The following is a 26,374-nucleotide window of genomic DNA, read 5'->3' on the forward strand; positions in this document are numbered from 1 at the left end:
CGACCTATCGTAACAGATGAATGAACGAAGGGATGTACTGTCAACATCAGTAGAGTATCTTCGACAGCGTCTCGACACCCTCGACGAGTCGCGGACTCGGCTGGTTCAAAAGCGAGTCGTCGACGACGTGGACTTCCGGGTCGACCGCCCACCCTCGCTCCGCGACGACGTCTGGGTCGACTCGGTCGCCACGGCCGCAGATGTGGAGAATCGCGTAGTCTGGGTCGGCGGAGACGACGGTCTCCTCGTCGATTTCGTGGGACCGCTCGCCCGAGGCGACGAACGGATACCTGCCGCCCGCGGCGACGACGGCGTCGGGGACCCAGTTTCCGGCGGCCATCGGTGGGTCGGACCACTCCTCGCAGTAGACGACGGGACGCGGTTCGCCGTCGACGCGCTCGGAGACGGCGTCGAGGCGCGCCTCCGCGTCGGCGCGGAGCGCCTCGCCCGCCTCCGGACGGTCGACCGCCTCACCGATGGCGACGAACGAGTCGAGCACGTCCGAGAGCGTCGCGGGTTCGACGTGGTGGACGCGATAGCCTCGGTTTCTGAGTTCGTCGCGAACGTCGCGCTGGAGCGCGTCGCTCGTGCAGACCAACTCGGGGTCGAGTTCGGCGAGGCGGTCGTAATTGGGGTTGAGCCATCCGCCGACCGAGGGGACGTCGGCGTCGCAGTGGACCGTCGCCCCGAGGAGGTCGTCGGTCGCTCCCATCGCGTCGAGCGTCGCCGTCGCGCTCGGCGCCAGCGACACCACGCCGGGTTGACGCCGAGAGTCGGTCGCATCCATATCTCGGGGTCGGTGCCGCGGAGTATAACGGCTGCCCCGATCGAGACTATTTGAACGTTGTGATATTCCGTTACAAATAGCTGTTTGAGCCGTCGAATCGGCGCTAACTGCGCCCGACACCAAACCATTTATGTAACACACTACCCTGCAACGGGTAAGGACCGCTCTGGACGCTCGGCCCACGTTCTTTGGCCCGTCTCGACCCCGGAGCTAGCCGTCTCACACCTATGAGCGAACGGACGTACACCCGACGACCCGACGAACAGGAGCGAGAAACACCCGAGAACGACGAGTCCGTGCAGTGCCCGGAGTGCGGCGGGCACGTCGTCACCGACACCGAGCACGGCGAGACGCTCTGTGAGGACTGCGGCCTCGTCGTCAGCGAGGACTCCGTCGACCGCGGTCCCGAGTGGCGCGCGTTCGACGCCCGCGAGAAAGACCAGAAGTCCCGCGTCGGCGCGCCGACGACGAACACGATGCACGATAAGGGACTGTCGACGAACATCGACTGGCGGAACAAGGACGCCTACGGCAACTCGCTCGGGTCTCGACAGCGCCAGAAGATGCAGCGGCTCCGCAAGTGGAACGAGCGCTTTCGGACCCGCGACTCCAAGGAACGCAACCTGAAGCAGGCGCTCGGCGAGATCGACCGCATGGCGTCGGCGCTCGGCCTGCCGAAGAACGTCCGCGAGACCGCCTCGGTCATCTACCGTCGCGCGCTCGGCGAGGACCTGCTGCCCGGCCGCTCCATCGAGGGCGTCGCCACCGCCTGCGTCTACGCCGCCGCGCGGATGGCCGGCGTCCCCCGCAGCCTCGACGAGATCGCCGACGTCTCGCGTATCGAGAAGAGCGAGGTCGCCCGGACGTACCGCTACGTCGTCCGCGAGTTGAAACTCGAAGTGAAACCGGCCGACCCCGAGCAGTACGTCCCCCGGTTCGCCTCCTCGCTCGACCTCTCGGAGGAAGCCGAACACCGCGCTCGCCAGTTGCTCAAAAACGCCAAGGAGAAGGGCGTCCACTCGGGGAAGTCGCCGGTTGGCCTCGCCGCCGCCGCCGTCTACGCCGCCGCGCTGCTGACGAACGAGAAGACGACGCAGGCCGCCGTCTCCGACGTCGCCGACATCAGCGAAGTCACCATCCGCAACCGCTACCACGAACTGCTCGAAGCCGAAGAAGGCGTCGGCGTCGCCTAACGCGGTTTTCTCGTTCGATTAGTCGCGCCAGTACGTCCGCGTCAGGAGGACGAGCACGGGGATGACCTCAATGCGGCCGACCCACATCAGGAGAATCATCACGAGTTTCGTCGTCGCCGGGAACTCCACGTAACTGCCGAACGGCCCCGCGAGGCCGAACCCGGGGCCGATGTTGAGAAACGTCGCGGCGCTCGCGCCGAGCGCCTCCAGTTCGGTGAGCGAGAGGCCGATGCGGGCGGCGTCGACGATGATGAACACCGTCGCGCAGGCGAAGATGACGAGGTTCAACATCGTGTAGGCGTACATCTGGCGGATGCTGTCCTCGTCGACGACGCCGCCGTCGAGTCGGACGGGGCGAACCGCGCTCGGGTGAACGGCCATAAAGATGTCCCGACGGAGCGACTTCACGATGACGAGCCACCGGAGCAGTTTTATCGAACAGGTCGTACTGCCGACCATCCCGCCGAAGAACATGCAGAGAAAGAGCACGTTCTTCGCCGACGGCGACCAGAGGTCGAAGTTCACGCTCGCGTACCCCGTCGTCGTCAGGATGGAGACGACCTGGAACGTCGCGTGCCGAAGCGTCTCCTCTAGCGAGTACTGCTGGTGCGGTTGGACGAAGAGGAGTCCTGCAACGAGTAGTGAGAGGAACGCGACGAGGCCGACGTAGACGCGGAACTCCTCGCTTCTGAGCGGCGCGTCGTACTTTCCTCGCGTGACGCGGTAGATGATGACGAAGTTCGTCGCGCCGACGAACATCACGGGAATGTACGCCCACTGGACGGCCGGCGAGAACGCCGCGATGCTGTCGGCGCGCGGCGAGAAGCCGCTCGTCGAGATGCTCGTGAACGCGTGGTTTACCGCGTCGAAAAGCGTCATCTCGGGAGCGAACCCCGTGAGGTGGAGCGCGTACACTCCGGCGACGGCCGCCACGGTCAGCCCGAGATAGAGTGTACCGAGCAGGCGAGCGGTCCCCTCGATGCGCGGCGTCAGTTTTCGGATGCTCGTCGTCGCCGTCTCCGTCTCCATCAACTGCGCGCCGCCGACCGACAGTTCCGAGAGGACGGCGACGGCGAGAACGAGGATGGAGAGCCCGCCGAGCCACTGGATGAGCGATCGCCACAGCATGATGGGACGGGAGTGGGCGTCGAAGTCGACGATGACCGTCGCGCCGGTCGTCGTCGTGCCGCTCATGCTCTCGAACAGCGCGTTCACCGGGTCGGCGATGACGCCGTTTCCGGCGAGGACGAACGGAATCGCGCCGACGACCGGGAGGACGAGCCACGTCAGCGCGACGATGAGATACCCTTCGCGTTGCCCCGGTTCGGTGTCGGGGCCGCTCCGTTCGAGGAGGGCGCCGCCGACGACGACGAGCGCGAACGTGACGGCGAACGGGACGACGTCGACGCCCTCGTACAGCGCGAACAGCAGCGGGACCGCGAGCGGGACGGAGAGATACTTCGTGATCGTCCCGATGAGCGCGGCGCTCCCGCGCACGTCGACGCGGAGTTTCGAGAGTCCGAGTCCGAAGTGCGACGAACGAGACACGTGTTCGAGAGAGTCCCGCGTTCCTATCAGTACACCGGTTGAACCCGCCCGACGCCGCGGGGTCGGAGTGCACCGACTGCGACGGACCCAAAACACTACATAACAATACGCTCACAGGTACGGTGTGCAGACCGAACACGTCCATCGACTCGGCGACGCTGCGGAGATGGACACCCTCGAGTCGGAGTCGGTCGAACTGATCGTCACCTCGCCGCCGTATCCGATGATCTCGCTGTGGGACGACCTCTTTTCGGCGCGGGACCCCGCGGTGGGGAAGGCGTTGGCATCGGGCGACGTCGACGCCGCCTTCGAGGCGATGCACGCCCAACTCGACGCCGTCTGGGACGAAGTGGTTCGCGTGCTCGCGCCCGGCGGCGTCGTCTGCGTCAACGTCGGCGACGCGACGCGGTCGGTCGACGGGGAGTTCCGGCAGTTCCCGAACCACGCGCGGGTGATATCGGCGCTTCGAGAGCGGGGGCTTCGATCGCTGCCCGACATCCTGTGGCGGAAGCCGACGAACCGCCTGACGAAGTTCATGGGGTCGGGGACGCTGCCGCCGAGCGCGTACGTCACGCTCGAACACGAGTACGTCCTCGTCTTCAGGAAGGGCGGCCCCCGGAAGTTCGAGGCGGGGGACGACCGACGCTACGAGAGCGCGTTCTTCTGGGAGGAGCGAAACGAGTGGTTCTCCGACCTCTGGACGCTCACCGGTACCGACCAGACGCTCGCCGCGCCGAGCGACCGTCGCGAGCGCTCGGGCGCGTTCCCGCTGGAGTTGCCGCTCCGCCTCGTCCGGATGTACTCGGTGTACGGCGACACCGTGTTGGACCCGTTCACCGGGACGGGGACGACGACGGTGGCGGCGATGCTCTCGGGCCGCAGTTCGGTCGGATACGAACTCGACGCGACGGTGCTCGACGCGTTCGACTCCCGGATAGAGGGGCTGCCGAGAGAGTCCCGACAGCGGGTCAGAGAGCGACTCGCGCGCCACGAGTCGTTTGTCGCGGAGGGCGGCGTGGAGGCGACACACCGAGCCGTCAACTACGAGTTCCCTGTCGTCACGAAGCAGGAACGGCGTCTGCGCCTGTACGCCGTCACGAGCGTCGAGCACGTCGACCGAACCGAGACCGAACGCCGGTACGTCGCTGCCCACGAACCGGTCGCCGCCGACGACTGACCCCCACAACTGAACCCTTTTTCAGTCTCCGCGACGGGAGTGTGCGCATGGAGTTCGACTCGTTCGTGTTGGCGGCCAGTACGGCCGACTTGGAGGAGGCGACGGCGGCGACGGAGCACGCCGACGCCGCCGAGTTCCGGATGGACCTCGCGTCGGACCCGCTCGAAGCGCTCGACGACTACGACGGCGAACTGCCGCTTCTCGTGACGAACCGCGCCGACTGGGAGGGCGGGGAGGCCGACGACGACGGCCGCCTGACGACGTTGGAGGCGACGTTCGACCACGACGCCGTCGTCGCCGTCGACATCGAACTCGCAGCGCTCAGTCCGCACGGCCCGGACGTCCCCAGCGCCGTCGCACTTCGGACGGAAGCACGCGAGTGGGACCTCTCCGTCGTCGCGTCGGTCCACGATTTCGATCGGACGCCGTCGGTGGGGGAACTCAGGGGATTGCTCTCGGCCGCGTCGGAGGCCGGCGACGTAGGGAAACTGGCGGTGACTGCGGCGAACCGGTCGGACACGCTCGCGCTGCTCTCGGCGACGCACGAGGCGACGGCCGCCGGTCGTCGGGTCGCGACGATGGCGATGGGTGAACCGGGACGACACACGCGCGCCGTCGCTCCGCTCTACGGGTCGAAAATCGGGTACGCGCCACCGAACGCCGCCGACGCGACCGCACCGGGCCAGTACGATTTGGAGACGCTCTCGACACTTATCGAGAAGCTGTGAGTTTTGGGCGGCGTTCGAGGGCCGTGTGCGCGTCCAAAAACGCCGTTCGCGCCGTAATTGCCAGAGATTCATCGGTATCTGGATATCTCTTCTCTGCCGGAAATTCGCCGCAGAACCCACGAATTTATACGGTATGGCTCTGGACGTTGGGGACATGACCGACACACCCCGACGTGCGCTCGTCGCCGCCGTCCTCGGGACGCTGTTCGCCACCGTCGGCGTCGCGGGCGTCGCTCACCTCTACCTCCGTCGGTGGCGACGCGGCGTGGCGTGGTTCGTGTTCGTCCTCGGCATCGGGGTCGCGCTCGTCGTGGCGCTCAACCCGGCCACGATATCCGTGTCGTCGCTCGCCGCTGCACCCGTTCGGACGCTCGCGTCGGTGAACGTCGAACCGTCGAGCGTCTACCCGCCCCTGCTGTTCCTTCTGGGGTTGAGCATCTACGACGCCTGCCGCATCGCCATCAAACCGGCCGAGGCGGACGAAGACGCCGTCGCCTGCCCGGTCTGCGGCTATCCGCTGGATGCGGAGTTGGAGTTCTGTCACTGGTGTACCGCCGCCATCTCGTGGTCGGAGCCGAATCCCGACCCGGACCGCTGATTTTCGACCTGTTCAGGCTTCGAGTATCTCGTCGTCCTCGATCTCTGGCACGACGATATCACCGTCGAGCGCCGTCACCGCCCGTCCGCCGACCCGGACGGCGTCGCCGACGCGGACCCGAACCCGGCCCGGTCTATCGACGAACTCGCCCTGTTCGAACTGCATCTCGTCGGGGAGCACGTCGAATGCGCCGACGTGCCGGAGATACGCGCCGCACGCGCCGCTGGCGGTACCGGTGACGGGGTCCTCGGCGACGCCCGCGCCGGGGGCAAACATCCTCGCGTGCAGCGTCGACTCGGCGTCCAGCGTGTCGAAGGTGAACAGGTAGACGCCGGTCGCGCCGTGGTCGTCGGCCAGCGCGGCGACGGCGCTCGTGTCTGGGGTCGCGCCGCCGACCGCTTCGAGGAAGTCGACGCCGAGGACGAGAAACGGGAGTCCAGTCGACGCGACGGCCGCCGGCAGGTCGTCGGCGACTGCCCGTAGCGAGTCGACCGGGACGCCGAGCGCGTCGCTCACGCGGTCGTAGTCGACGTCGACGGGACGTACCGTCGGCTGCGCCTGCGTCATCCAGACGAAGCCGTCCTCCGTCACTTCGATATCGAGGTCGCCGACGTTCGTCTCCAGCGCATGGACGCCCGCGTCGATGGCGTTCTCCTCGAAGAGGTGCGCGTGCGCTGCGACGGTCGCGTGGCCGCAGAGGTCGACCTCCTGCGTCGGCGTGAAGTACCGGACGCGACGGTCGGCGCTCCCGGAGGGGTGCAGAAACGCCGTCTCGCTCACCGACAGTTCGCGGGCGACCGCTTGCATCTGTTCGACCGAGAGACCGTCGGCGTCGGGAACGACGCCGGCGGCGTTACCCGCGAGCGGTTCGGCGGTGAACGCGTCGACCAGGAGCACGCGACGAGTGTCCATGCACTCACCACCGACCGGGGGACAAAGAAAGTATCAGTCGCTCGCGACGCTCCCGAACCGCGTTCCGGCGGCCGTCGGATACTGGTTGCGGTCGCGTACTCGACGGGTTACGCGCCGTCGGCCGTCGTCTCGTTCGGCGTTTCGGTCGCAGTCTGCGTCGCGGTCTGCGTCGACGTTGCCGTCTCAGTCTCGGTCGCAGTCTGCGTCGACGTTGCCGTTTCCGTTGCAGTCTCTGTCGAGGTGGCAGTCGACGTTTCGGTCGCAGTCTGTGTCGAGGTAGCCGTTTCTGTCTCGGTCGCGGTCTGCGTCGACGTTGCCGTCGCGGTCTGCGTCGACGTTGCCGTCGCGGTCTGCGTCGACGTTGCCGTCTCGGTCTGCGTCGACGTTGCCGTCTCGGTCTGCGTCGAAGTCGATGACGTGCTCGTCTCGGTGGACTTCGAGGAACCGCACGCTTCGACGCTCTCGGTTATCGCCGAGGACTCTTCGTCTTCGACCGGCACCGACTCGTCGGTGTCGGTTCGCGTCGCCTCGGTGACCACGTAGTACTGACCCTCGGCGTCGCCCAAGTCGAGGTCGACGGTGGTCGACTCACCGGGGCCGAGTTCGACGTTCCCGCTCGTCCCCGTCTCCTGGACGGAGTAGCTGTAGGCCACCGCGAACTCGTTGGGGTTCGAGACGGTGAGCTGACCGCACTGGTCCGAGCTATCCTGCAGCGGTTCGACCGACGACGACGTAGAAGTCGTCGTCTCGGTCTCGGTCGGCGTCGAAGTCGACGACGTGCTCGTCTCGGTGGTCTCCGAGGGACCGCAGGCTTCGACGCTCTCGGTTATCGCCGAGGTCTCCTCGTCCTCGACGGGCACCGACTCGCCGGAGTCGGTTCGCGTCGCCTCGGTGACCACGTAGTACTGGCCCTCGACGTCGCCCAAGTCGAGGTCGATGGTGGTCGACTCGCCGGGTTCGAGTTCGACGTTCCCGCTCGTCCCCGTCTCCTGAACGGAGTAGCTGTAGGTCACCGCGAACTCGTTGGGGTTCGAGACGGTGAGTTGACCACACTGATCCGAGCTATCCTGTAGCGGTTCGACCGACGCCGATGCGGAGGTGGTCGTGTCGTCTGCGTCGGAATCGTCCGACTCGTCCGAATCGTCGGCGTCGTCGGAGCCGCCAGCGTCGTTCGAATCGTCAGCGTCGTCAGAATCGTCAGAATTGTCGGCGTCGTTCGAGCTACCGGCGTCCGAATCGTCGGCGTCGTCGGAACCACCGGCGTCGTTCGAGTCGCCGGCGTCCGAGCCGCCAGCATCGTCGTCATCGGCGGTAGACGGCGCATCCGTGGTCGTCGTCTCCGACGTCTCGTTCGGCGTCGTCTCGTTCGGCGTCGTCTCGTTGGTGACGATTTCGGAGCCGGCAGTCTCGCTGCTCGATTCGTTGGGGGAGTCGTTGACCGGGGACAGTGACCCTGCGTCGAACTGCGACGCGAAGCCGGAACCGACGGCTATTGCGCCGAGGGCGACGACGAGGAGCACCACCAAGGGCACATACTGTCGTGTCGAACCAGAGTCGGGCATCGCGTGCGGCAAGAACAACTACTGGCTTTGTTATGGGCAACCGTTCGATTGTTTCAGCAGTATGGCCCGGCATACTGTTACGATAATCCGAGCGTACGACCGCCGGACGGCGCGGCGAATGCGCGCGATTCGCCACTCCGCCGAACGCTTTTGCTCGCAGCGGCCGTACGTGTGAACGAAATGACTCGACCAGCGACGCTCAGGGGCGACAGTCGATGAACATGCTCGTCGACGGCGAGTGGACCACCGACGCCTACCAGACGACCAACGACGAGGGAGAGTTCGACAGACAGGAGACGTCGTTCCGCGACCGCATCGAGGACCGCGAGGACGCGAGGTTCCCCGTCGAGGCGGGTCGATACCACCTCTACATCTGCCGGGCCTGCCCGTGGGCGCACCGAGCGGCGATGACGCGCGCGCTCTTGGGTCTCGAACACGCCGTCACGCTCTCGTTGACCGAACCGGTCCGCATCGACGACGGCTGGGAGTTCTCCGAACGGTTCCCGGACCCACTATACGACGAACCGTACCTCCGGGACATCTACGTCCGCGCGGACGGCGACTACACCGGCCGCGTGACAGTCCCCGTCCTCTGGGACAAAGCGGAGGAGACCATCGTCAACAACGAGTCCGAAGAGATCATGCGGATGCTCGATACCGGATTCGGCCGCCTCGCCGAACGCGACGTAGACCTCTACCCGGAGGGGTATCAAGACGAAGTCGACCGACTCATCGACGACATCTACGAGCCGGTCAACAACGGCGTCTACCGCGCCGGATTCGCGGATTCGCAGTCGGCGTACGACCGCGCGGTCGGGGACCTGTTCGAGGCGCTCGACCACTGGGAGGAGGTACTCGACGAACGGCGCTTCCTCGCAGGCGACGTGCTCACGGAAGCGGATCTGGCGATGTTCGCGACGCTCGTCCGCTTCGACCACGTCTACCACACTCACTTCAAGTGCAACCGCCGGGCGATTCACGAGTATTCGAACCTCTGGAACTACACGAAGGAACTGTTCCAGTTGCCCGGAATCGCGGAGACGGTCAACCTCGAACACATCACCGAGCACTACTACCGAAGCCACGGCGACGTGAACCCCAAACGGCTGGTACCGGTCGGACCGGACATCGACTTCTCGGAACCGCACGACAGAGACCTTCTCGCGGGTGGCCCGCCGGACAGTCTGTTCGAGTAATTCGTCTGGACAGTACGGTATCGAAGACAGACTCCCGAACGTGACGTTCGCCCGAAACCTTTCGAGGCTCCGTGCTGAGTTCTCACAGGGAGAACACACGTGATGAACAACCGACGAGAGACGATGGACGAAGCAAAGCGCGTGGCCCGCGCGATAGTGGAGGACGAACCTACCGAGTCGTCCGGTGCGGACTCGGACGCGGACTCGACGTCGTTCGACGTCGAACGGTTCCTCCGGACGCTCGCGGGACAGGACACAGCACAGAGTCGCGAGCGACGGACGGGAAAGCAACTCGTCGCGGTGTCGCTCGTCGCTCTCGGCGTACTCCGACGACTGAGCCGAGACGAGCGAATCGGACGACTGCTGGCGGAGACGGACGCTCCAGCGCAGGATGCCGAAGCGGAACCGGCGGCCGGAGAGTCGTCCGGGTCGCGGTCGGTCGTCGGGACGCTCCTGCGACTGCTCACGTTCGCGGTGGTCGTCGCTGTCGTCGCCTACGCCGTGCAGAAGCGCCGTGCGGTGGGCGACTCCGAACCCGACGCGACCGAACGCGACATCACCGAGACGAACGTCGCCGAGGAGGACGTGATGGGTACGAACGTCGCCGAGGAGGACGAAGTCGACGAGATGGTCGACACGGTCGAAGACGAGAGCGGCGACGTCTCGCCGGAACCGGGTGAGACAGTCGTGGAAGAAGATGTCGTCGAGGCGGCGACGGACGAGGACGGCGACCAAACCGCCGGCGAGGCTGTACTGGAGACCGAAGAGTCGGACGACGAGACCGACGAGGAAGAATCCGACGGGAGTGACACAGAGTCAGATTCGGGCGGTACCGAGGGTGAGTCGCCGCTCGAAGCCGACGGCGAGGCGGAATCCGACGACGAGGAAGCGGAGGAGACGAGCGAGTCACCTAACCAGTAGTCGACCGCGTCGGTTCCGACGACGCGCTCTTGTAGCGTCCGTTTCCTAGAGTAACTGTGTTATCGCGCGACACGGTCGGAGGGGTACTCGCTGCCGTCGAGCCACAGCCGCGTCTCGTCGACTGGTCCATCTTCGCACTCGTCTGCTTCGAAACTCTCTCCGGACTGCTGAGTTTCACCGTCGGGACGTCCGACGGCGCGTGGCTGTTCTGGCTACACGCGGTCGCCGGACTGACGCTCGTCGCGCTCGTGGGATTCAAACTCTACCGCGTCCGTCACCGGGTGACGAACCGCCGACTGTGGACCCGCGCGACCGCGCTGTCGCTGCTGTTGACGGTGCTCGCGCTGGCGACACTCGGTACGGGTATCGCGTGGGTGATCGGTGCGGACGCCGATATCTGGCTGTGGAACCTGCTGAGCGTCCACGTCTTCTTCGGTTTACTGCTCGTTCCCGTCGTGGTGCTCCACCTCCGTACGCACTTTCGGCCGCCGCGTCGAGTCGACTTCGAGGACCGCCGCGCCGCCCTCCAGTACGCGGGCCTGCTCGTCGGCGGCGCGGTGCTGTTTCGCGCCCAGGAGACGACGAACCGCTTGCTCGGCACGACAGGCGTCGAACGCCGGTTCACCGGGTCGAAACCCGTCGAAGGGTCGTCGTTTCCGGTGACGAGTTGGGTCGCCGACGACCCCGACCCGGTCGACACGGAGACGTGGACACTGTCGGTCGGCGGCCGCGTCGAGACGACGCTGGAACTCGACTACGACGACCTGACGACCGGGGCGGAGCTGGAAGCGCTGCTCGACTGCACGAGCGGGTGGTACACCGTCCAGAACTGGCGCGGCGTCCGCGTCGGAGACCTGCTCGACGCTGCGGGCCTCGCCGACGACGCCCGGTACGTCCGCTTTGTCTCCGTCACCGGCTATCGCTGGAGCCTCCCCGTCGAGGAAGCCCGAGAGGCGCTGCTGGCGACCCGCGTCGGCGACGACCCGCTCTCGCACGGCCACGGCGCGCCGCTGCGACTCGTCGCGCCGGGACGCCGCGGCTTCCAGTGGGTGAAGTGGGTCGAGGAGGTGTCCGTCCGACGCCGTGGCGACCCGGCACAGTGGCTCGTCACCTTGATAAGCGGCTTCGACTGACCGCCTCCGTCGCCCGCTCTCGCCGCCTCTCGTTTCCGTTATCGCTCGCTCTCACCGCCGCTCGTCCGCTCAGTCGGCCGTCGACTTCGTGGACGGCTCCGGGGCCGCGGCCGACCAGTTGGCGTCGAGGTACTCCTCGAACGAGGTGAACTCGAACTCGTACCGCTCCCGGATGGCCTCGACGTCGACGTCGTAGCCGCCGTCGTTGACGAACTCGAACAGCGTGACACGTTCCTCGGTGAGTTCCTCGCGAACGGCGTCCATCGGAGCGCGAATTCCAGTCACCTCGTGGCCGAGCACGTCGGCGAACATCGACGCGAGTTCGTCGAGGGTGTAGGCGTCGGCCGCGAGTTCGAGCGTTTCGCCGAGGAAAGTGTCGGGACTGTCGAGCACGCGAGCGACGACCGCCGCCACGTCCGCGGCGTCGACGAGGTGCAGATGGGAGCCCTCTTCGAGCGGTAGCGTGAGTGTGCCGGACTCGATACCACCTCGACACGATTCGAACTGTTGCATGAGAAGTGCCGGACGGAGTACGGTCCACGGAACGTCAGCGTCGCGAACGCGCCGTTCGACGGCGTGGATGGCGTCGAGTTCCGGGACATCGGTTTCGGACTCGACACCGCCGGCGCTCGCGTAGACGAACTGCGGGAGGTTCGCTCGCTCGGCGGCCTCAACGAGCGCTTCGCCCATCGCGACGATGCGCTCGCGTTCGGCGTCGGCGTCGTCCGCGTCGTCGCTGAGAAAGAGGGCGTCGGCGTCCTCGACGGCGGTCGCTAACGCGTCGGCGTCGGACGCGTCCACCTCGACGAGTATCGGTCCCTGCTCGGTGCGGAACTCCGTGACGTCGGGGGTCGACGTATCCGTGAGAACCCGAACGTCGAACGTCTCGCACTCGTCGGAGGAAAGGTGTTCGGCAACGGCTTTTCCGAGTCTTCCAGTCGCGTTTGCGACGAGGACTCGACGAGTCATAGACCGCCGTATGCGATGGTGGTAGATAAGCGACACTACCTGCGGCGGTGACGGCGATGCGAGCCACCCGACCGACTGACGACGAGTCCGTCCGCCGCGCGGAGACGAGCGGCGTTGGGCGAGCGGTGTTCGGCGAGCGGCGTGCAGGTCGAACTATTTCGCCCCGGTCCGAATCGCGTTCTCGGCCGCTTCGAGCGCCGCCGCCGCGTCGAACTCGGCGACGATTCGTTCGAGGTCCTCGCGGGGTCGTCGCCGTAGCTCACGGGCGTGTCGGGTGACGTTCGGTACCGCGCGAACGATGTTGTCGACGATCGGGACAGTAGCGCTCTGTGCCGACCGTGACATCGGGTTGAGGTCGACGACGAGTTCGACTTTCCCCATCGCCGCGAGCGCCTCGGCTCTGTCCCCGTCTTCGAGGGGGACCAAGACGACGTCGGCGTCGCCGATACCGTCGGCGTCGACTTTCGCGCGTTCGTGCGAGAGGCCGGGGATGCGGCCGTCGGCGGTCAACCCCTTCACCTCGGTCGCGCCGTGCTCGCGCAGGTGGTCGGCGATGGCCGCCATGCGCTCTTCGGTCCGGTTGAACAGATTCACTTCGAGGTCTGCGCCCACGACTTCGGCGAGTTCGACGAGTTCGCCCGGGCAGAGCGCGGCGACGTTCCCGTTTATCGACAGCACGGGGTGGTCGGCCAGGAGGAGATGCGCCGCGGCGGCGCGCTCGGCGGCGTCGGCGCTCTCGGTCGTCCGCTCGCCGAGGAGGTAGTCGAACGCTTCGCCGCGTCCCTGGGCGATGAGTCCCTGCCTGCTGGTGATACCCTCGTCGACTCCCGCCTCGATTCGATGTCGCGTCAAAAGCGACTCGTACCGGGGGTGGTCCGCGGGAATATCGGTCATACCGGCTATTGACGACGGGGGATAAAAATCGGTGTTACTCGTTGCCCGGCGCCGCGGGAGACGGCCCACGTCCCGCGGGCGCGCCACTTTCGTCGTCGCCGAGCACTCTCGCGCCCGCCGGGTGACTGTGACAGACCGCCGGGTCGTACCCCGCGTCGGAGAGGCCGGCCCCGAGCGCGAAGACGGAGTCACCGAGCATCGCCATCGACGCTTCGCCGTCGACGGCGTTCACGTCGCGTATCGCCGCCTCGGCGCGGCCGGTGAGCAGTCCCGCTTCCCTGGCGAACCGACGCGACGCGAACATGAACCGGTCGAGCGTGGGGCGTTCGACGAGACTCGACAGCGCGCGACTCCCGGCCTCCGAGAGCCGGGTCGTGTCGCCCGAGAGCACGTCCTCGGTGGAGCGTTCGCCGAACGTGACGTACTCGATACGGGTCTGGGCGGGGATGCTGTCCAGCAGTCCCTCGCCGGGTGCCCCGGGTTCGAGGCGAATCGGCACGCCACCGTGCGCCTGTGCGACTACGTCGCCGAGACCGGTACCAGACTGTACTTCCGCGCCGTGGGCGAGTGTGACGAGTTCGTTCTGCGAGAGCGCTCGGTCGAAGACGCTGTTGGCCGCCAACGCGGTCCCGAGCGCCATCGCGCCCGAGACGCCGAACCCCGCGCCCAAGGGCAACGACGTGTCGGCGTCGACGGTCGCCGTCACCGAGAGTGCCTCCAGCACTCGCTCGACCGGTTCGACGCGAATCGTCTCGCCGTCGAGCGTCACCGTCGTCGTCGCCGCCGGACGGATGCGGACGGTTACCCCCGTCGAGAGGGTCACGCCCGCCCCGCGCGACCCGGCGACGGCCGGGTCGTCGTTCGGATGGGCGCTGAAGAAACCGGTTACGTGACCGGGAACGAACGCTACTGCCTCGCCAGCCATACTCGGTCATCCCCGCGCCGCGGGTTTAACAGTTACAATCCGGGACGGCAGTCGTTCAGGCCGTTCACGCGAATAAACGCCGCATTTCCGTCTGGTAGCCAGTAGCACTACGATCCATCATTTGGAACCGAATATCGGCATTTTCGGGAGTTCTCGCGGCACATTTTTCGGTTGGGACCCGGAGAAACGGTCGGGTCGCTTTTTACGTCTCTCCCTCGTCGGTGTCGACGCGACCAGCAGGTCGCAGACGACTACGGAGGACCCACCGATGGCAACTAACATCACCGAAGACGATGAGGGGAAGAAGGTCGTCGCCGCCGACGGCGACACCGTAGGCATCGTTGCCGATGTTGAACACGGAACAGCGTACGTCGAACCGGACCCCGGACTCACCGAGAAACTCAAATCGAAACTCGGCTGGGGTGAGAGGGACGAAGACACGTACCCGCTCCAGGAGGAAGCCGTCGAGGCGGTCACCGACGACGAAATCAGACTTCGTCGGGACGTGTGACGCACGGCGCGTCCACCACGCCGTTCGCAACCTAACTCGCCGAACGGTCGACAAGTTAGACATGCATCACTCCCGGACGCACCGCCGTTTCGCGTCCTCTCGGTCGTTTCTCGCGACGTGACGTCGTCCGGCACCGAGCGATCGCCCATCCTGTTTCTCGCCGCCGAGCGGCGACATCCGTTCGACGCAGTTGCCGGAGTCGACGACTACCTCGGCGCGCCTACGCGAACGAGACGCGTGCGTTCGGATGCTGGTCGACGTCCTCGGCGAGAACCCCCTCGTCGCGGAGCGCCTCTATCTGCGCTTTGGCCTCGGTCGGGTTCAGTTCCCCGAGAGCGGCCGTCGCGTCGAAGAGGAGACTGCGCGGAACACCTCGCCCCGCGCCGCCCATGCTGAACGCGTTTTCGCTGTCGTCGACGTCGTCGAGGATGACTTCGAGATACCGCCTCACGTCGCTCTCGCCGCGGAGACCCTCGTGCCAGCGTTCGGGGAACGTACTCACGCGGCCGTCGTCGACGGTGTAGAGGACATCGTCGCCGACCCACGAGGAGGAGTTGGTTCGGCGTTCCTCGACGGCCGACGGGACGCTCGGCGCGTCGATGCGCGCGCCGTCGGCCTCCAACGCTTCGGCGTACGTCACGACGCGCTCGGATTCGACGCCTGGCCGGTCGCTCCGCTCGTGGCGTTCGATGAGTCCGACGAGGTCCGTGACCAGAAGCGTCCGCCCGCGGTCGCCCGCCTCGCTAAGCACGGTGTCGTTCAGTTCGGGCATCGAGCCGGGCTTGGAAGCGGACGCGAATAAGTCGCTTGGCCGTCTCAGTCGTCCGTCAGTATCGTCGAAACAGAAGCCGCTTTCGTCGCTGTCTGCTCTCCGAGCGACGCGAAAAATGAAGTGGTCGTCAGTTCCGTTGGGTCTACGGGCTCAGACGCTGTCTGTCACGCGGGAAGAGGACGGCTTCACGGATGTTCTCCAGTCCGAGCATCGTCATGATGAGACGCTCGCCGCCGAGACCGAATCCGGCGTGCGGGGGCATGCCGTACTTGAACATCTTCGTGTAGTAGTCGAACGACTCGGGGTCGAGCCCCTGCTGTTCGAAGCCGGCGACGAGTTCGTCGTAGCGGTGTTCACGCTGGCCGCCCGAGACGAGTTCCATGGTCGGGTGCATCATGTCGAACCCGGTCGAGAGCGACTCGTCGTCGTCGTGGTCCTTGATGTAGAACGGCTTGATCTCGCTGGGCCAGTCGGTGATGAAGTAGTGCTCGCCGACGTCCTCGCCGAGCGCCTTCTCACCCTCGGTCGGCAGGTCGTCGCCCCAGACGAGGTGCTCGTCGAGTTCGCCCGACGCGTTGATGCGTTCGATGGCCTCCTCGTAGGTGAGTCGCGGGAACTCGCCGGAGGGGGCCTCGAACTCGTCTTCGAGTCCGAGCGCTTCGAGTTGGCGCTGACAGTTCTCCTCGACGGCCTCGTACGCCGCCTTGACGACGGCCTCGCAGACGTCCATCGCCTCCGTGTGGTCGACGAACGCCGACTCGAAGTCGATGGAGGTCGCCTCGTTGAGGTGTCGCGGCGTGTTGTGCTCCTCGGCGCGGAAGATGGGACCGATCTCGAAGACGCGCTCCAGTCCGGAGCCGACCATCAGCTGTTTGAACAGCTGTGGCGACTGGTTCATGAACGCCTCCTTGCCGAAGTAGGTGATGGGGAACAGTTCGGTGCCGCCCTCGGTGCCCGTGGCGACGATTTTCGGCGTGTTGATCTCGGTCGCGTGCAGGTCGCGGAACGTCTCGCGGACGGCGCGCTGGACCTCGGCGCGAATCTCGAAGATGGCCTTTACCTCGTCTTTCCGGAGGTCGAGCGTTCGGTTGTCGAGGCGCGTCGGCAGTTCGGCGTCGACCTTCCCGGAGGGGTCCAGCGGCAGTTGCGGGTCGGCCTCGGCGACGACGTCGAGGCTCTCGGGGACGACTTCGACGCCCGTCGGCGCGCGCGGTTCCTCGCCGACCTCGCCGGTCACCGAGATGACGCTCTCGCGGTGGACGCCCAGTCCGGTCTCGACGAGTTCCTCGTCCATCTCGTCCTTCTCGAACTTGATCTGAATCTTGCCGGTCGCGTCCCGCAGGATGAGAAAGGCGATGCCGCCGAGGTCACGAACCTCGTGGACCCAGCCGGCGAGCGTCACCGTCTCTCCCGGTTCGGCGTCCGCTGCGTACGTTCTGTTTCGCATGGTCACGCTTCGAAGCTACACGGCATAAAAAGGGTCGATTCGCTCCGACGATGAGCTCTCGGCCGCGACGAGAGGGGACCGGGAGACGACCATCACGTCGCACCAACGGCTATCGGACAGATGCTCGCGCCCGTGAACAAAACACATTTCAGCGTAGTGCTCACGCTTCAATGCATGCCACAGCGGGAAATAGACGACCTCGACCGCTACATCATCTACGCGCTACAGGGTGACGCGCGAGGGACGTCCGCCCGAGAGATTGCGGACGCGCGAGGCGTCTCTTCGAGCACCGTCCGAAACCGAATCAAACGGTTACAGGACGACGGAATCATCCGCGGTAGCCATCTCGACATCGACTTCGAGGCGGCCGGATACCAACTGTACACGCTCATCCTCTGTACGGCCCCGATTCCCAAACGAGAGCAACTCGCACGGCAGGCGCTCGACGTCGACGGAGTCGTCTCCGTCCGCGAAATCATGACCGGCGACGAGAACGTCCACATCACCGTCGTCGGACAGGATAGCGACGATCTGAGCCGAATCGGGCGCGACCTCAGCGCGCTCGGCTTCGAAATCGTCGAAGAGGAACTCATTCGGAACGAGTACACCTGTGCGTATACGGCGTTCGACTGCGACCGCCCCGTTGAGTAATCCTGAAAAATAGTCTCCTATTTTAACGATTCCGCATAACAACCGGCTACTTTATCACGTATCCGAACCCACGTAGACGAAATGATCACTCGACACGTGGCATCAGTTCCGCCGAACCCGACCGGCGAGACGAGAGGTCCGAACTCCGCCGTTTCCGACCGAGCGCCCGCCGGACGCATCGCGGACCGGGGTGGGACGTAGGGACCGATGGACCCACTCGTCGTCCCCGGCCAGACCGTCATCGAACCGCTGGGACACGACCAGTTGCTCTGGTTGTTCGTCATGCTCACCACGCTGCTGGTCGTCGCGCGCGGTCTCGGTGAGTTGGCGAAGCGGTTTGACCTGCCCGCAGTCGTCGGCGAACTGACCGCCGGTATCGTCCTCGGTCCGTCGCTCTTCGACGTGACGACGCTCGTCTCGGGGGCCGTCTTCGCACCAGGCACGAACATCGAACCGCAGTTCCACCTCATCGAGGTCGTCTCGTGGATCGGGCTGTTGATGCTTATCATCCTCACTGGACTGGAGACCGACCTCAGACTCATCGTGAGTCGGGCGACGGAGTCGACAATTATCTCCATCACGAGCATCGTCGTCCCCTTCGTGATCGGGTTCGCGTTCGCCTGGTATCTTCCCGTCCGATTCGTCGCGCAAGCGGACCAGCGGCTGGCGTTCGCGCTGTTCGTCGCGGTCGCGATGAGCATCTCCGCCATCCCGGTCATCGCGAAGATCCTGATGGACATGGACGCCATCAGGCGCGACTTCGGACAGATTTCGCTGGCCGCCGGAATGATAAACGACACCGTCGGCTGGATTCTGCTGGCGCTCGTCGCCGGACTCGCCCGCACGGGGCAGATAGAGCTGGCGAGCACGGGGCTGACGATCCTGTACCTCACGGTCTTCCTGCTGTTCGGGTTCACCGTCGGACAGCGCCTCGTCAGGTGGCTCATCCGCTGGGTCGACAACGTCGTCGGCGGACAGGTGGCGAAGATAACGACGGTGATGGTGTTGTCGATGGGCGTCGGGTCGTTCACCCACTACCTCCACCTCGAGGTCGTCCTCGGCGCGTTCGTCGTCGGCATCCTCGTCGGGCAGGTCAAGCGCTTCGACTACGAGACCGAACACACCTTCGAGATGATGACGATGGGCGTGTTCGCGCCTATCTTCTTCGCGACGGCGGGTCTCCGCGTCGACCTCACCTCGCTTTTCGAACCAGTAGTGTTCTTCGCTGCGATAGGGGCGCTTCTTATCGCCGTCGTCGGGAAGTTCGTCGGCTCCTACGTCGGCGCGAAAGCCGCCGGTCTCTCCCACTGGGAGGGGATCACGATGGGCGCGGGGCTGAACGCTCGCGGTGCGATGGAGATAATCGTCGCTATGGTCGGTCTCGGACTCGGAGTCCTCACGGTGGAGATGTACAGCATCATCGTCATGATCGCCATCGTCACCTCACTGATGGCTCCGCCGCTGCTCCGCTGGAGCCTCCCGAAGGTGCCGATGTCCGACGCCGAGCGCGAGCGTCTCGAGCGCGAGAAGCGACAGGCTGGGAGCTTCCTCGGGTCGGTGACGACGATCCTGCTGCCGACGCGGTGCAGCGGCGACTCGCAGTTCGCCGCCCAGTTGCTCGGCCGTCTCACCCGCGACGAGGAGATAGAGGTGACGAACATGTATCTTCGGTACGACGAGACGGAGCGGTCCCCTGGTCGAATAGAGTCGTTCGTCTCGAAACTGCCGTATGTCGGATCCGACGAGGCGACACACGCGACCGACGGCGGGCGCGAGGATCCGACGGCCGGCGGAGCTGAACGGTCGTCACGGACGGACACCGGACAGTCGTCACAGTCGGGGACGGGCACCGACGGTGAGACCGACTACGCGAGCGACTCGGCGCGATGTCTGAACCTGATGCAGTTCCAACTCGATCCTGGCGGTGACGTGTCGGCGCGGAACGTCGTCCGCAGCGAGCGGGGGAGTGCAACGGAGGCGGTACTCACCGAGGCCGAGCGGGATTACGACATGCTCGTCCTCGGTGCGTCCGAGCGCGGCGCGCGTCCGGACGACCCGCTTTTCGGGTCGGTCGTCGACGAAGTCGTCCAGAACGCCCCCTGTCCGGTGATGGTCGTCAACGCGGACCCGGAGGCGTCGGACGGGATTCTCGAACAGAAACCGATTCGACGGATCCTCCTGCCGACGGTCGGCGCGGAGTACAACCGCCACGCCGCCGAAGTGGCGTTCGCCATCGCCGGCGGAAACACGCTGGTCGAAGTGCTTCACGTGGTCAACCCGCCGCAGATCGGCGACCGATTCGTCGAGGAACCCGACATCCAACAGGCGCGGCGCATCGGCGAGGAGATAGTCGACGCTGAGGCGGACCTCGGGCGCGCGATGGGCGTCGAGGTGACGACCAAGGTGTTCGTCGGCGACGACGACGAACCGCAGGAGGCCATCGTGGAGTACGCCGACGAGACCGGGGCGGATCTCGTCCTCCTCGGGAGCAACATCCGACCGGTGTCGGGTCGGGCGTTCCTCGGACACCGGGCCGAGTACGTGATACGGAACGCCACCTGTCCGGTGGCCGTGCTCAGTTCGCGGTGACCGGCCGCCGTGCGGTCGTCGAACCTGACGCCGCTCGGCCAGTCCGTCGCCGCGAGGGACTGGTCATCGGCTTCGAGTCGACCACGGGAGCGAGAACCCCGCGACCCCGGAACCGTCACAACGAATTCGAAACTCGAGCTGAATTATCTGCGGATGTGTGAATCAAATCGGGTTGCTTATGTGGATTCGTTCCCCACGCTCGGACGAGAGAAGTCAGCGAGCGTGCGATAACCCGCTAAGATACTCTTTGTTCATGTACGTGAATCTCCTCGTCACCGACACAGACGCCCCGAGACGGAGAACGAGACGCCGACACCACAAGGAGAGCGGCTGATGGTCGAAGCCGCCGAGATCGACATCCTAGGTCTCCTGCTCGTTCTCGCCGTCGCGTGGGTGTTCGGCGCGCTCGCCGAACGCTTCGGCTACCCGGCGATGATGGGCGAACTGTTCGCCGGACTCGTCTTCGGGCCGCCGATACTGGGAATCATCCAACCGTCGGAGGTACTGACGGTGCTCTCGGAACTCGGTGTCTTCCTGCTGATGGTGTACGTCGGCACCGAGGTCGACCTCCACAAACTCTTCGAACTCGGGCCGCAGGCACTACTCATCGCTATCGGCGGGTTCGTCATCCCGTTCGGTCTCGGCTACGCGGCCGGGATGGTACTCGGGGAGTCGACGGGCGCGGCGCTGTTTTTGGGGCTGGCGATGGCGGCGACGTCGCTGGCGACGAAGTCGCGGATCCTCTCGGACCTCGACCTTCTCGACACGCGCATCGCGGGCGTGCTCCTCGGCGGGGCGCTCGTCTCCGACGTGGGCGTGCTCGTCGCGTTCGCGGGCATCATCGGCTTCGTCGAGGCCGGGTCGGTGAACCCCGTCGACATCGCCGTCATCTTCGCGAAGGCGCTGGCGTTCTTCGCGGTGACGCTGTTCATCGGCGACCGCTTCCTGCCGCCGCTGTGGACGAAACTCGAAGAACTCCGCGAGCAGTACGGCTTCGTCGACAAGACGACAGCGTTCACGTTCGCGCTGCTGGTCGCACTACTGTTCGCCGAACTCGCCGCTCTGGCGGGACTGCACACGATCATCGGCGGGTTCATGGCCGGAATGTTCCTCCGCCAGGCCGACATCACGCCGGGACTGTACGAGCACATGGAGAACGTCATCTACGACCTCGCCATCGGCTTTTTCGCACCCATCTTCTTCGTCACCGTCGCCTTCGAGTTGACGTTCGACGTGTTCACGCAGAACCTCGGGTTGCTCGCGCTGCTCGTCGCCATCGCGTTCGTCGGCAAGATCGTCGGCTCGTGGCTGTTCTCGTTGCCGACGAAGCTCACCTCCCGCGAGGGACTGGTCATCGGCTTCGGGATGAACGGCCGCGGTACCGTCGAGATCATCATCGCCTCCATCGGGCTGTCGGCGGGCGTCATCGACCAGCAGATGTTCTCTATCCTCGTCTTCATCGCCATCTTCACGACGGCGCTCGTCCCCGTGACGATGACGTGGGGCGTGAAGCTGCTGGAGTCAGCCGGCGAACTCGTCAGACTCGACGAGGACGAGGCGGTCGGTACGGCGGACTGACCGCTCTCTGTTACCGAACGTCGACTCGAACCGAAAGCACGGAGAAGAATTACTCGGCGTGGGCGTCCTTGACGCCCTCGACGGTCTCGCGGACGGCGTCGACACCCTCGTCGTGGAGCAGGTCGCCGACGACGACGACGTCGGCGTACTGACCCATCTCGTAGGCGGCGTCGTAGCTCCGGATGCCGCCGCCGTAGAACAGCGCCGAGTCGTCAAGGGCGTCCTGTGCGGCTCGTACTTTCTCGGTGTCGCCGTACATGCCGGAGTACTCGACGTAGACGATATCCTGGCCGAACATCTTCTCGGCGACGGCGGCCCACGCGGCCACGTCGTCGACGGATTGCTCGCAGTCGGCGTCGGTCAGTTGCGCGACGGAGGCCTCGGGGTTGAGGACGATGTACGCCTCAGTGTGCGTGCGGTCCCAGTCGAGGCCGTTCTCGATGCGGACCCACTCCTTGTGCGCGCCTGTGACCCAGAATGAGTCGCTGGCGTTGAAGACGGTTGGGATGAGGTAGCCGTCGAGCGCGTCGTCGTCGACGACCACCGCGGGGTTCGACGGCTCCTGGTACAGCGGCACGTCGTACTCGGCGCAGGCGTCGACGACGCGCTGCATCTTCTCGGTGGTGATGTCGAGCGTGCCGCCGATTTCGATGGCGTCGGTGCCGGTCTCGCAGGCGTCGGCGAACGTCTCGCCGTCGACGAGCGGTTTGTCGGGATCGATTTTGAGGATGTGGTCCCACGATTCCCAGGGGAGAGTCATTGGACTGTGTACTCCCGGCAGTCGTTAAAAAGCGTGCGGAACGCTAGTTCGGCCAGTCTCTGGCGGACGTTCTCGGAGATTCCATAGATTCAGGTCGGTCGGACGAACCCATCGATGTAACCGTCATGAGCCAGTCGACGCTCTCGGAGTCACCGTATCTGAACTCGAATCTGTTCTCGAACTACTATCTCGACGAGCGGATCTCCGACCTTAGTGAGTGGGACTGTGACGAGGGGCCGGTGGGTTCGCGAACTTCCGGAAGACGGCGACGAAGACCAACTCGCTGGTCGACCGCATCGAGGCGCTGACGCTCCCCGCCGTCGACGACGTGCGCGACGGACTGGAGCGGTATCTGGAGACGAAGGAACGCGCCGACGAGTCGGAGGCGAAAATCGAGAAAACGGACGACCTCATCGACCGGATCGTGTACGAGTTGTACGGGTTGACGGAGGAGGAGATAGAGATTGTGAAGGGGGCGGTAGCGGACGAGTAGTTCCTCTGTGAGTGAGGCCGCTGAGAAGGTAACAAGCCGGTCTACTCCCTCAACTAAAGTCGGTCTCGGGTAGCGTCGAGACTGTCCGCTCCACAGTCGTCGCAGGTGATTCGGATCCAGTCGTTCGGGATACTGGAATGGGTTTTCACGTCGGAGCTCGTGCATTCAGGACATGACATCCAGCGAGCCAGTTCTTCGTTCATAACAGCTCCAACGTTTCTGGCGTTAAAAGGACCTCTGACAGTAGCACACTTACTGCGAGCGAACGAAGTGAGCGAGCAGACCGACGACTGAACGGAGCGAAGCGAAGTGAAGAAGGAGTGCTTTTGGTCCAGCTTTTACCGAGCGAGCGAAGCGAGCGCAGCGTAAAAGGTGGGAGTTAGTCCGCTTTCGCCTGCCAATCGCGAACCCTATCCGCACCCACGCCTTCGACAGTCGCCGCCACGTCGTCGGGGTCGGCGTCCTTCAGCCCGGGCACGTCCGCGATGCCGGCTGCTCGCAGTTTCTCCGCCGTCTTCTCGCCGATACCCGAGATGCTCTGCAGCTCGTCGCCGCCGACCTGTTGGGCTTGGTACTCGCGGTAGTTGCAGATGGGGCAGCCGAGTTCCCACGGTTCGTCGCCGTTGTGGACGACGAGGTGGGGGAGGCCGTGTTCCTCGCACTCCTCGTCGGTGACTTCGATCTCGCCGCGGCGCGGCAGCGGCAGCGAGTAGTCGCACTCGGGGTAGCGCGTACAGCCGACGAGCCGAGAGCCCGAACGCAGTTGCTTGATAGCCAACTCGCCGCCGTGCGCTTCGGCGGTTTCACCGCCTTCGCCTCGCGACGTCTCCGACGTCGCGCCCTCTCCACAGTCGGGACACGCCCCGATGACGAGGTCGTCCTGCTCGTCGGCCTCGTCGGCTTTACACTGCGGACAGCCGTGGACGAACGTCTTGCGCCCGGCGAGCATCTTCACGTGGTGGAGGCCGTGCTCCTCGCACTCGTCTTCGAGGATGAGCGGCTTGCCCGTCGACGGAAGCGGGAGCGTGTACTCGCAGTCGGGGTAACCGTCGCAGCCGACGAAGTACGAGCCGTACCGGCTCTTTCTGACGAGCAGGTCCTCGCCGCACTCCGGACACGGCCCGAGTGTCTTGTCCGCCTTCAGCGACTTCTGGAGCTGTTTGCCCAACTCGTCGCCGGACTCCATCAGCCCCTCGAAGACGGCTTCGAGCATCTCGCGGGACTCCTCGGTTACGTCCTCGAAGTCCTTCTCGCCGTCGGCGATGGCGAGCATGTCGGATTCGAGTTGGGCGGTCATCTCCTCGCTCACGATGCGGTCGGCGAACTCCTCCGAGGCGCTGACGACGGCGCGGGCGAGGCGCGTCGGCCGCGGCGGGTCGCTCTCGATGTAGTTTCTGTCGTAGAGCTTCTGAATCACGTCGTGGCGGGTCGCCTTCGTCCCGATGCCCATCTTCTCCATCGTCTCGATGAGCCGCGACTGGCCGTAGCGTCGCGGCGGTTGGGTCTCCTTGGCCTCGAAGCGGGTGTCGGTGACCGAGAGGGTCTCGCCCTCCGAGACGTCGGGGACGAAGCTCTCGGTGTTGTTGAAGTACGGGTAGACGGCGTGGTAGCCCTCCTTGACGAGTCGTTTCCCGTTGGCCTTCAGCGAGAGCGGCTCGCCGTCGGCGTCGACGTCGGCGACGACGCGGAGGTGTTCCCACTTTGCTGCCTCGGCGACGGTGGCGAAGAAGCGCCGAACGACGAGTTCGTACACGTCGTACTCGTCCTCGGAGATGTCTGCGGAGGAGGGGAGTTCGCCCGTTGGGTGGATCGGCGGGTGGTCGGTCGTCTCCTCGTCGCCTTCCGTCGCCGTGAGTTCGTCGAGTTCCAAGAGAGACTCGGCGTCGTCGCCGAAGCGCCGAGTGCCGACGAACTCCGAGACGAGCTCCTCGGGGTCCAAATCGTCCGGGTAGACGGTGTTGTCCGTCCGGGGGTAGGTGATGTAACCGGCCGTGTAGAGGTCCTCGGCGATGCTCATCGCGCGCTGGGCGGAGTAACCGATACTTCCTGCGGCGCGGATGAATTGAGTAGTATTGAACGGCGCGGGCGGCTTGTCCGTCCGCGTGCGGCGGCGAACCGACTGCACCGTCGCCGACGACGCGGTCTGGATCGTGTCGTAGACCTCGTTCGCGGTCTCCTCGTCCCAGACGCGTTCGGCCTCGTTGCCGTCCTCGTCGGGGTAGAAGTACTGCGCCTCGAAGGTCTCCCCCGACCCACTTTTTTCGAGGTCCGCGAACAGTTCCCAGTAGTTCTCGGGGTCGAACGCGTCGATTTCGCGCTCGCGGTCGACGATGAGTTTCAGCGTCGGCCCCTGCACCCGACCGACGGAGATGAAGTCGTCGCCGAGTTGGCGCGCCGACAGCGAGAGGAAGCGCGTCAGCGCCGCGCCCCACACGAGGTCGATGATCTGTCGCGCCTCACCGGCGGCCGCGAGGTCGAAGTCCAGATCTTCGGGATTCTCGAACGCCTCGGTCACCTCGCGCTTCGTGATAGAGGAGAATCGAACGCGGTCGATCGGAGCCTCTTCGTTGACGTCGCGGACGAGTTCGTACGCCTCCTTCCCGATGAGTTCGCCCTCGCGGTCGTAGTCGGTGGCGATGGTGACGCGGGAGGCGTGGCGAGCGAGTCGTCGCAGCGCGGCGACGATGTTCTCCTGGGTCGGATGTTTGTCGATGGGTGCGTCGATGAGTTCGACGGGTTCGACGTCGCGCCAGTCGTTGTACTCCGGCGGGAAGTCGACGCCGACGACGTGCCCCGACAGGCCGATACAGCGCTTGCCACCCCACTTGTAGACGTTCACGCCGTTCATCCGCTCGGCGTCGGCGGACTCGCCGCTGAGGATGTCCGCGATGCGCCTCGCGGCGTTGTCCTTCTCGGTGATTATCAGTTCCGGCCCCTTACTCATTGCCAGGCGATATGCGAAGGGACGGCCTAAATCTTTCGCGGTGGGTTGGGCCAAAATCGCAAGCAAGCGCAGACACGCGCACGTGT

The 26,374-nt window shown here is 65.4% G+C and carries 22 protein-coding genes and 1 pseudogene; 12 read left to right on the top strand and 11 right to left on the bottom strand.

Going from position 1 to position 26,374, the window contains the following annotated elements; genetic code table 11:
• Positions 1–46: 46 nt before the first annotated feature.
• Entirely contained in the window at positions 47–787 is a 741-nt protein-coding gene (locus LAQ74_RS10800) for a helical backbone metal receptor (protein WP_224332558.1), read from the bottom strand.
• A 227-nt stretch (positions 788–1,014) separates the two neighbouring features.
• Here LAQ74_RS10800 and LAQ74_RS10805 point away from each other — a divergent pair, with 227 nt between their 5' ends.
• Complete coding sequence (locus LAQ74_RS10805) at positions 1,015–1,980, top strand: transcription initiation factor IIB (RefSeq protein ID WP_224332559.1); 966 nt, start codon at positions 1,015–1,017, stop codon at positions 1,978–1,980.
• Between the two features lie 18 nt (positions 1,981–1,998).
• Here LAQ74_RS10805 and LAQ74_RS10810 read toward each other — a convergent pair whose 3' ends face one another.
• Positions 1,999–3,528 (bottom strand): TrkH family potassium uptake protein, encoded by a 1,530-nt coding sequence (locus LAQ74_RS10810; protein ID WP_224332560.1) that lies wholly within the window; start codon positions 3,526–3,528, stop codon positions 1,999–2,001.
• Between the two features lie 124 nt (positions 3,529–3,652).
• Between LAQ74_RS10810 and LAQ74_RS10815 the strand changes: the two genes are divergently transcribed.
• From LAQ74_RS10815 to LAQ74_RS10825, 3 genes are all read left to right on the top strand, one after another.
• Positions 3,653–4,705 (top strand): DNA-methyltransferase, encoded by a 1,053-nt coding sequence (locus tag LAQ74_RS10815; RefSeq protein ID WP_224332561.1) that lies wholly within the window; start codon positions 3,653–3,655, stop codon positions 4,703–4,705.
• A gap of 47 nt (positions 4,706–4,752) precedes the next feature.
• Entirely contained in the window at positions 4,753–5,433 is a 681-nt protein-coding gene (locus LAQ74_RS10820; protein WP_224332562.1) for a type I 3-dehydroquinate dehydratase, read from the top strand.
• Positions 5,434–5,587: 154 nt separating this feature from the next.
• The gene (locus LAQ74_RS10825) at positions 5,588–6,031 is read left to right on the top strand and encodes a zinc ribbon domain-containing protein (RefSeq protein WP_224332563.1); all 444 of its coding nucleotides are present in this window, start codon (positions 5,588–5,590) and stop codon (positions 6,029–6,031) included.
• Positions 6,032–6,043: 12 nt separating this feature from the next.
• On the opposite strand, the gene LAQ74_RS10830 is transcribed toward LAQ74_RS10825, so the two are convergent.
• The gene (locus LAQ74_RS10830) at positions 6,044–6,943 is read right to left on the bottom strand and encodes a PhzF family phenazine biosynthesis protein (RefSeq protein WP_224332564.1); all 900 of its coding nucleotides are present in this window, start codon (positions 6,941–6,943) and stop codon (positions 6,044–6,046) included.
• Between the two features lie 107 nt (positions 6,944–7,050).
• On the bottom strand, positions 7,051–8,466 hold the full coding sequence (locus tag LAQ74_RS10835; protein WP_224337389.1) for a hypothetical protein: 1,416 nt from the start codon (positions 8,464–8,466) through the stop codon (positions 7,051–7,053).
• 254 nt (positions 8,467–8,720) lie between these two features.
• Between LAQ74_RS10835 and LAQ74_RS10840 the strand changes: the two genes are divergently transcribed.
• The 3 genes from LAQ74_RS10840 to LAQ74_RS10850 all read left to right on the top strand — a co-directional run bounded on the left by LAQ74_RS10840 (position 8,721) and on the right by LAQ74_RS10850 (position 11,755).
• The gene (locus LAQ74_RS10840; protein ID WP_224332565.1) at positions 8,721–9,701 is read left to right on the top strand and encodes a glutathione S-transferase family protein; all 981 of its coding nucleotides are present in this window, start codon (positions 8,721–8,723) and stop codon (positions 9,699–9,701) included.
• Between the two features lie 102 nt (positions 9,702–9,803).
• Complete coding sequence (locus LAQ74_RS10845; protein ID WP_224332566.1) at positions 9,804–10,622, top strand: hypothetical protein; 819 nt, start codon at positions 9,804–9,806, stop codon at positions 10,620–10,622.
• A 56-nt stretch (positions 10,623–10,678) separates the two neighbouring features.
• Entirely contained in the window at positions 10,679–11,755 is a 1,077-nt protein-coding gene (locus LAQ74_RS10850) for a molybdopterin-dependent oxidoreductase (RefSeq protein ID WP_224332567.1), read from the top strand.
• A gap of 69 nt (positions 11,756–11,824) precedes the next feature.
• Here the strand turns inward: LAQ74_RS10850 and LAQ74_RS10855 are convergent, their stop codons facing one another.
• The 3 genes from LAQ74_RS10855 to LAQ74_RS10865 all read right to left on the bottom strand — a co-directional run bounded on the left by LAQ74_RS10855 (position 11,825) and on the right by LAQ74_RS10865 (position 14,543).
• A complete protein-coding gene (locus tag LAQ74_RS10855) occupies positions 11,825–12,724 on the bottom strand; it encodes an NmrA family NAD(P)-binding protein (RefSeq protein WP_224332568.1) in 900 nt (299 codons plus the stop codon).
• A 153-nt stretch (positions 12,725–12,877) separates the two neighbouring features.
• Positions 12,878–13,618: a 4-phosphopantoate--beta-alanine ligase gene (locus tag LAQ74_RS10860; protein ID WP_224332569.1), complete on the bottom strand. Its 741-nt coding sequence runs from the start codon at positions 13,616–13,618 to the stop codon at positions 12,878–12,880.
• A 34-nt stretch (positions 13,619–13,652) separates the two neighbouring features.
• Complete coding sequence (locus LAQ74_RS10865) at positions 13,653–14,543, bottom strand: pantoate kinase (protein WP_224332570.1); 891 nt, start codon at positions 14,541–14,543, stop codon at positions 13,653–13,655.
• A gap of 268 nt (positions 14,544–14,811) precedes the next feature.
• On the opposite strand from LAQ74_RS10865, the gene LAQ74_RS10870 reads away from it, so the two are divergent.
• Positions 14,812–15,054, top strand: coding sequence for a PRC-barrel domain containing protein (locus tag LAQ74_RS10870; protein ID WP_224332571.1), 243 nt, complete (start codon positions 14,812–14,814; stop codon positions 15,052–15,054).
• Positions 15,055–15,274: 220 nt separating this feature from the next.
• On the opposite strand, the gene LAQ74_RS10875 is transcribed toward LAQ74_RS10870, so the two are convergent.
• A complete protein-coding gene (locus LAQ74_RS10875; protein ID WP_224332572.1) occupies positions 15,275–15,826 on the bottom strand; it encodes a hypothetical protein in 552 nt (183 codons plus the stop codon).
• A gap of 142 nt (positions 15,827–15,968) precedes the next feature.
• Positions 15,969–17,273, bottom strand: a complete 1,305-nt coding sequence (aspS, locus tag LAQ74_RS10880) for an aspartate--tRNA(Asn) ligase (RefSeq protein ID WP_224332573.1) — start codon at positions 17,271–17,273, stop codon at positions 15,969–15,971.
• A 174-nt stretch (positions 17,274–17,447) separates the two neighbouring features.
• Between aspS and LAQ74_RS10885 the strand changes: the two genes are divergently transcribed.
• The 3 genes from LAQ74_RS10885 (at position 17,448) to LAQ74_RS10895 (ending at position 22,091) form a co-directional block, all read left to right on the top strand.
• Positions 17,448–17,924 (top strand): Lrp/AsnC family transcriptional regulator, encoded by a 477-nt coding sequence (locus tag LAQ74_RS10885; protein ID WP_224332574.1) that lies wholly within the window; start codon positions 17,448–17,450, stop codon positions 17,922–17,924.
• 207 nt (positions 17,925–18,131) lie between these two features.
• Entirely contained in the window at positions 18,132–20,513 is a 2,382-nt protein-coding gene (locus tag LAQ74_RS10890; RefSeq protein WP_224332575.1) for a cation:proton antiporter domain-containing protein, read from the top strand.
• Positions 20,514–20,846: 333 nt separating this feature from the next.
• On the top strand, positions 20,847–22,091 hold the full coding sequence (locus LAQ74_RS10895) for a cation:proton antiporter (protein WP_224332576.1): 1,245 nt from the start codon (positions 20,847–20,849) through the stop codon (positions 22,089–22,091).
• Positions 22,092–22,140: 49 nt separating this feature from the next.
• On the opposite strand, the gene LAQ74_RS10900 is transcribed toward LAQ74_RS10895, so the two are convergent.
• Entirely contained in the window at positions 22,141–22,851 is a 711-nt protein-coding gene (locus tag LAQ74_RS10900; protein ID WP_224332577.1) for a phosphoglycerol geranylgeranyltransferase, read from the bottom strand.
• A 235-nt stretch (positions 22,852–23,086) separates the two neighbouring features.
• Between LAQ74_RS10900 and LAQ74_RS20620 the strand changes: the two are divergent.
• A pseudogene (locus LAQ74_RS20620) lies at positions 23,087–23,344 on the top strand (restriction endonuclease); the annotation flags it as partial.
• Positions 23,345–23,723: 379 nt separating this feature from the next.
• Here the strand turns inward: LAQ74_RS20620 and LAQ74_RS10915 are convergent.
• Positions 23,724–26,288: a DNA topoisomerase I gene (locus LAQ74_RS10915; protein WP_224332579.1), complete on the bottom strand. Its 2,565-nt coding sequence runs from the start codon at positions 26,286–26,288 to the stop codon at positions 23,724–23,726.
• Positions 26,289–26,374: the final 86 nt, after the last annotated feature.

The sequence above is a fragment of the Haloprofundus halobius genome (assembly GCF_020097835.1).
Classification (GTDB): domain Archaea; phylum Halobacteriota; class Halobacteria; order Halobacteriales; family Haloferacaceae; genus Haloprofundus; species Haloprofundus halobius.

Bases quoted from the DNA above. Each gene is read 5' to 3' on its own strand.
- LAQ74_RS10800 (WP_224332558.1), bottom strand. From the start codon at position 787: ATGGATGCGACCGACTCTCGGCGTCAACCCGGCGTGGTGTCGCTGGCG.
- LAQ74_RS10805 (WP_224332559.1), top strand. From the start codon at position 1,015: ATGAGCGAACGGACGTACACCCGACGACCCGACGAACAGGAGCGAGAA.
- LAQ74_RS10820 (WP_224332562.1), top strand. From the start codon at position 4,753: ATGGAGTTCGACTCGTTCGTGTTGGCGGCCAGTACGGCCGACTTGGAG.
- LAQ74_RS10825 (WP_224332563.1), top strand. From the start codon at position 5,588: ATGACCGACACACCCCGACGTGCGCTCGTCGCCGCCGTCCTCGGGACG.
- LAQ74_RS10830 (WP_224332564.1), bottom strand. From the start codon at position 6,943: ATGGACACTCGTCGCGTGCTCCTGGTCGACGCGTTCACCGCCGAACCG.
- LAQ74_RS10840 (WP_224332565.1), top strand. From the start codon at position 8,721: ATGAACATGCTCGTCGACGGCGAGTGGACCACCGACGCCTACCAGACG.
- LAQ74_RS10845 (WP_224332566.1), top strand. From the start codon at position 9,804: ATGAACAACCGACGAGAGACGATGGACGAAGCAAAGCGCGTGGCCCGC.
- LAQ74_RS10855 (WP_224332568.1), bottom strand. From the start codon at position 12,724: ATGACTCGTCGAGTCCTCGTCGCAAACGCGACTGGAAGACTCGGAAAA.
- LAQ74_RS10860 (WP_224332569.1), bottom strand. From the start codon at position 13,618: ATGACCGATATTCCCGCGGACCACCCCCGGTACGAGTCGCTTTTGACG.
- LAQ74_RS10865 (WP_224332570.1), bottom strand. From the start codon at position 14,543: ATGGCTGGCGAGGCAGTAGCGTTCGTTCCCGGTCACGTAACCGGTTTC.
- LAQ74_RS10870 (WP_224332571.1), top strand. From the start codon at position 14,812: ATGGCAACTAACATCACCGAAGACGATGAGGGGAAGAAGGTCGTCGCC.
- LAQ74_RS10875 (WP_224332572.1), bottom strand. From the start codon at position 15,826: ATGCCCGAACTGAACGACACCGTGCTTAGCGAGGCGGGCGACCGCGGG.
- aspS (WP_224332573.1), bottom strand. From the start codon at position 17,273: ATGCGAAACAGAACGTACGCAGCGGACGCCGAACCGGGAGAGACGGTG.
- LAQ74_RS10885 (WP_224332574.1), top strand. From the start codon at position 17,448: ATGCCACAGCGGGAAATAGACGACCTCGACCGCTACATCATCTACGCG.
- LAQ74_RS10890 (WP_224332575.1), top strand. From the start codon at position 18,132: ATGGACCCACTCGTCGTCCCCGGCCAGACCGTCATCGAACCGCTGGGA.
- LAQ74_RS10895 (WP_224332576.1), top strand. From the start codon at position 20,847: ATGGTCGAAGCCGCCGAGATCGACATCCTAGGTCTCCTGCTCGTTCTC.
- LAQ74_RS10900 (WP_224332577.1), bottom strand. From the start codon at position 22,851: ATGACTCTCCCCTGGGAATCGTGGGACCACATCCTCAAAATCGATCCC.
- LAQ74_RS10915 (WP_224332579.1), bottom strand. From the start codon at position 26,288: ATGAGTAAGGGGCCGGAACTGATAATCACCGAGAAGGACAACGCCGCG.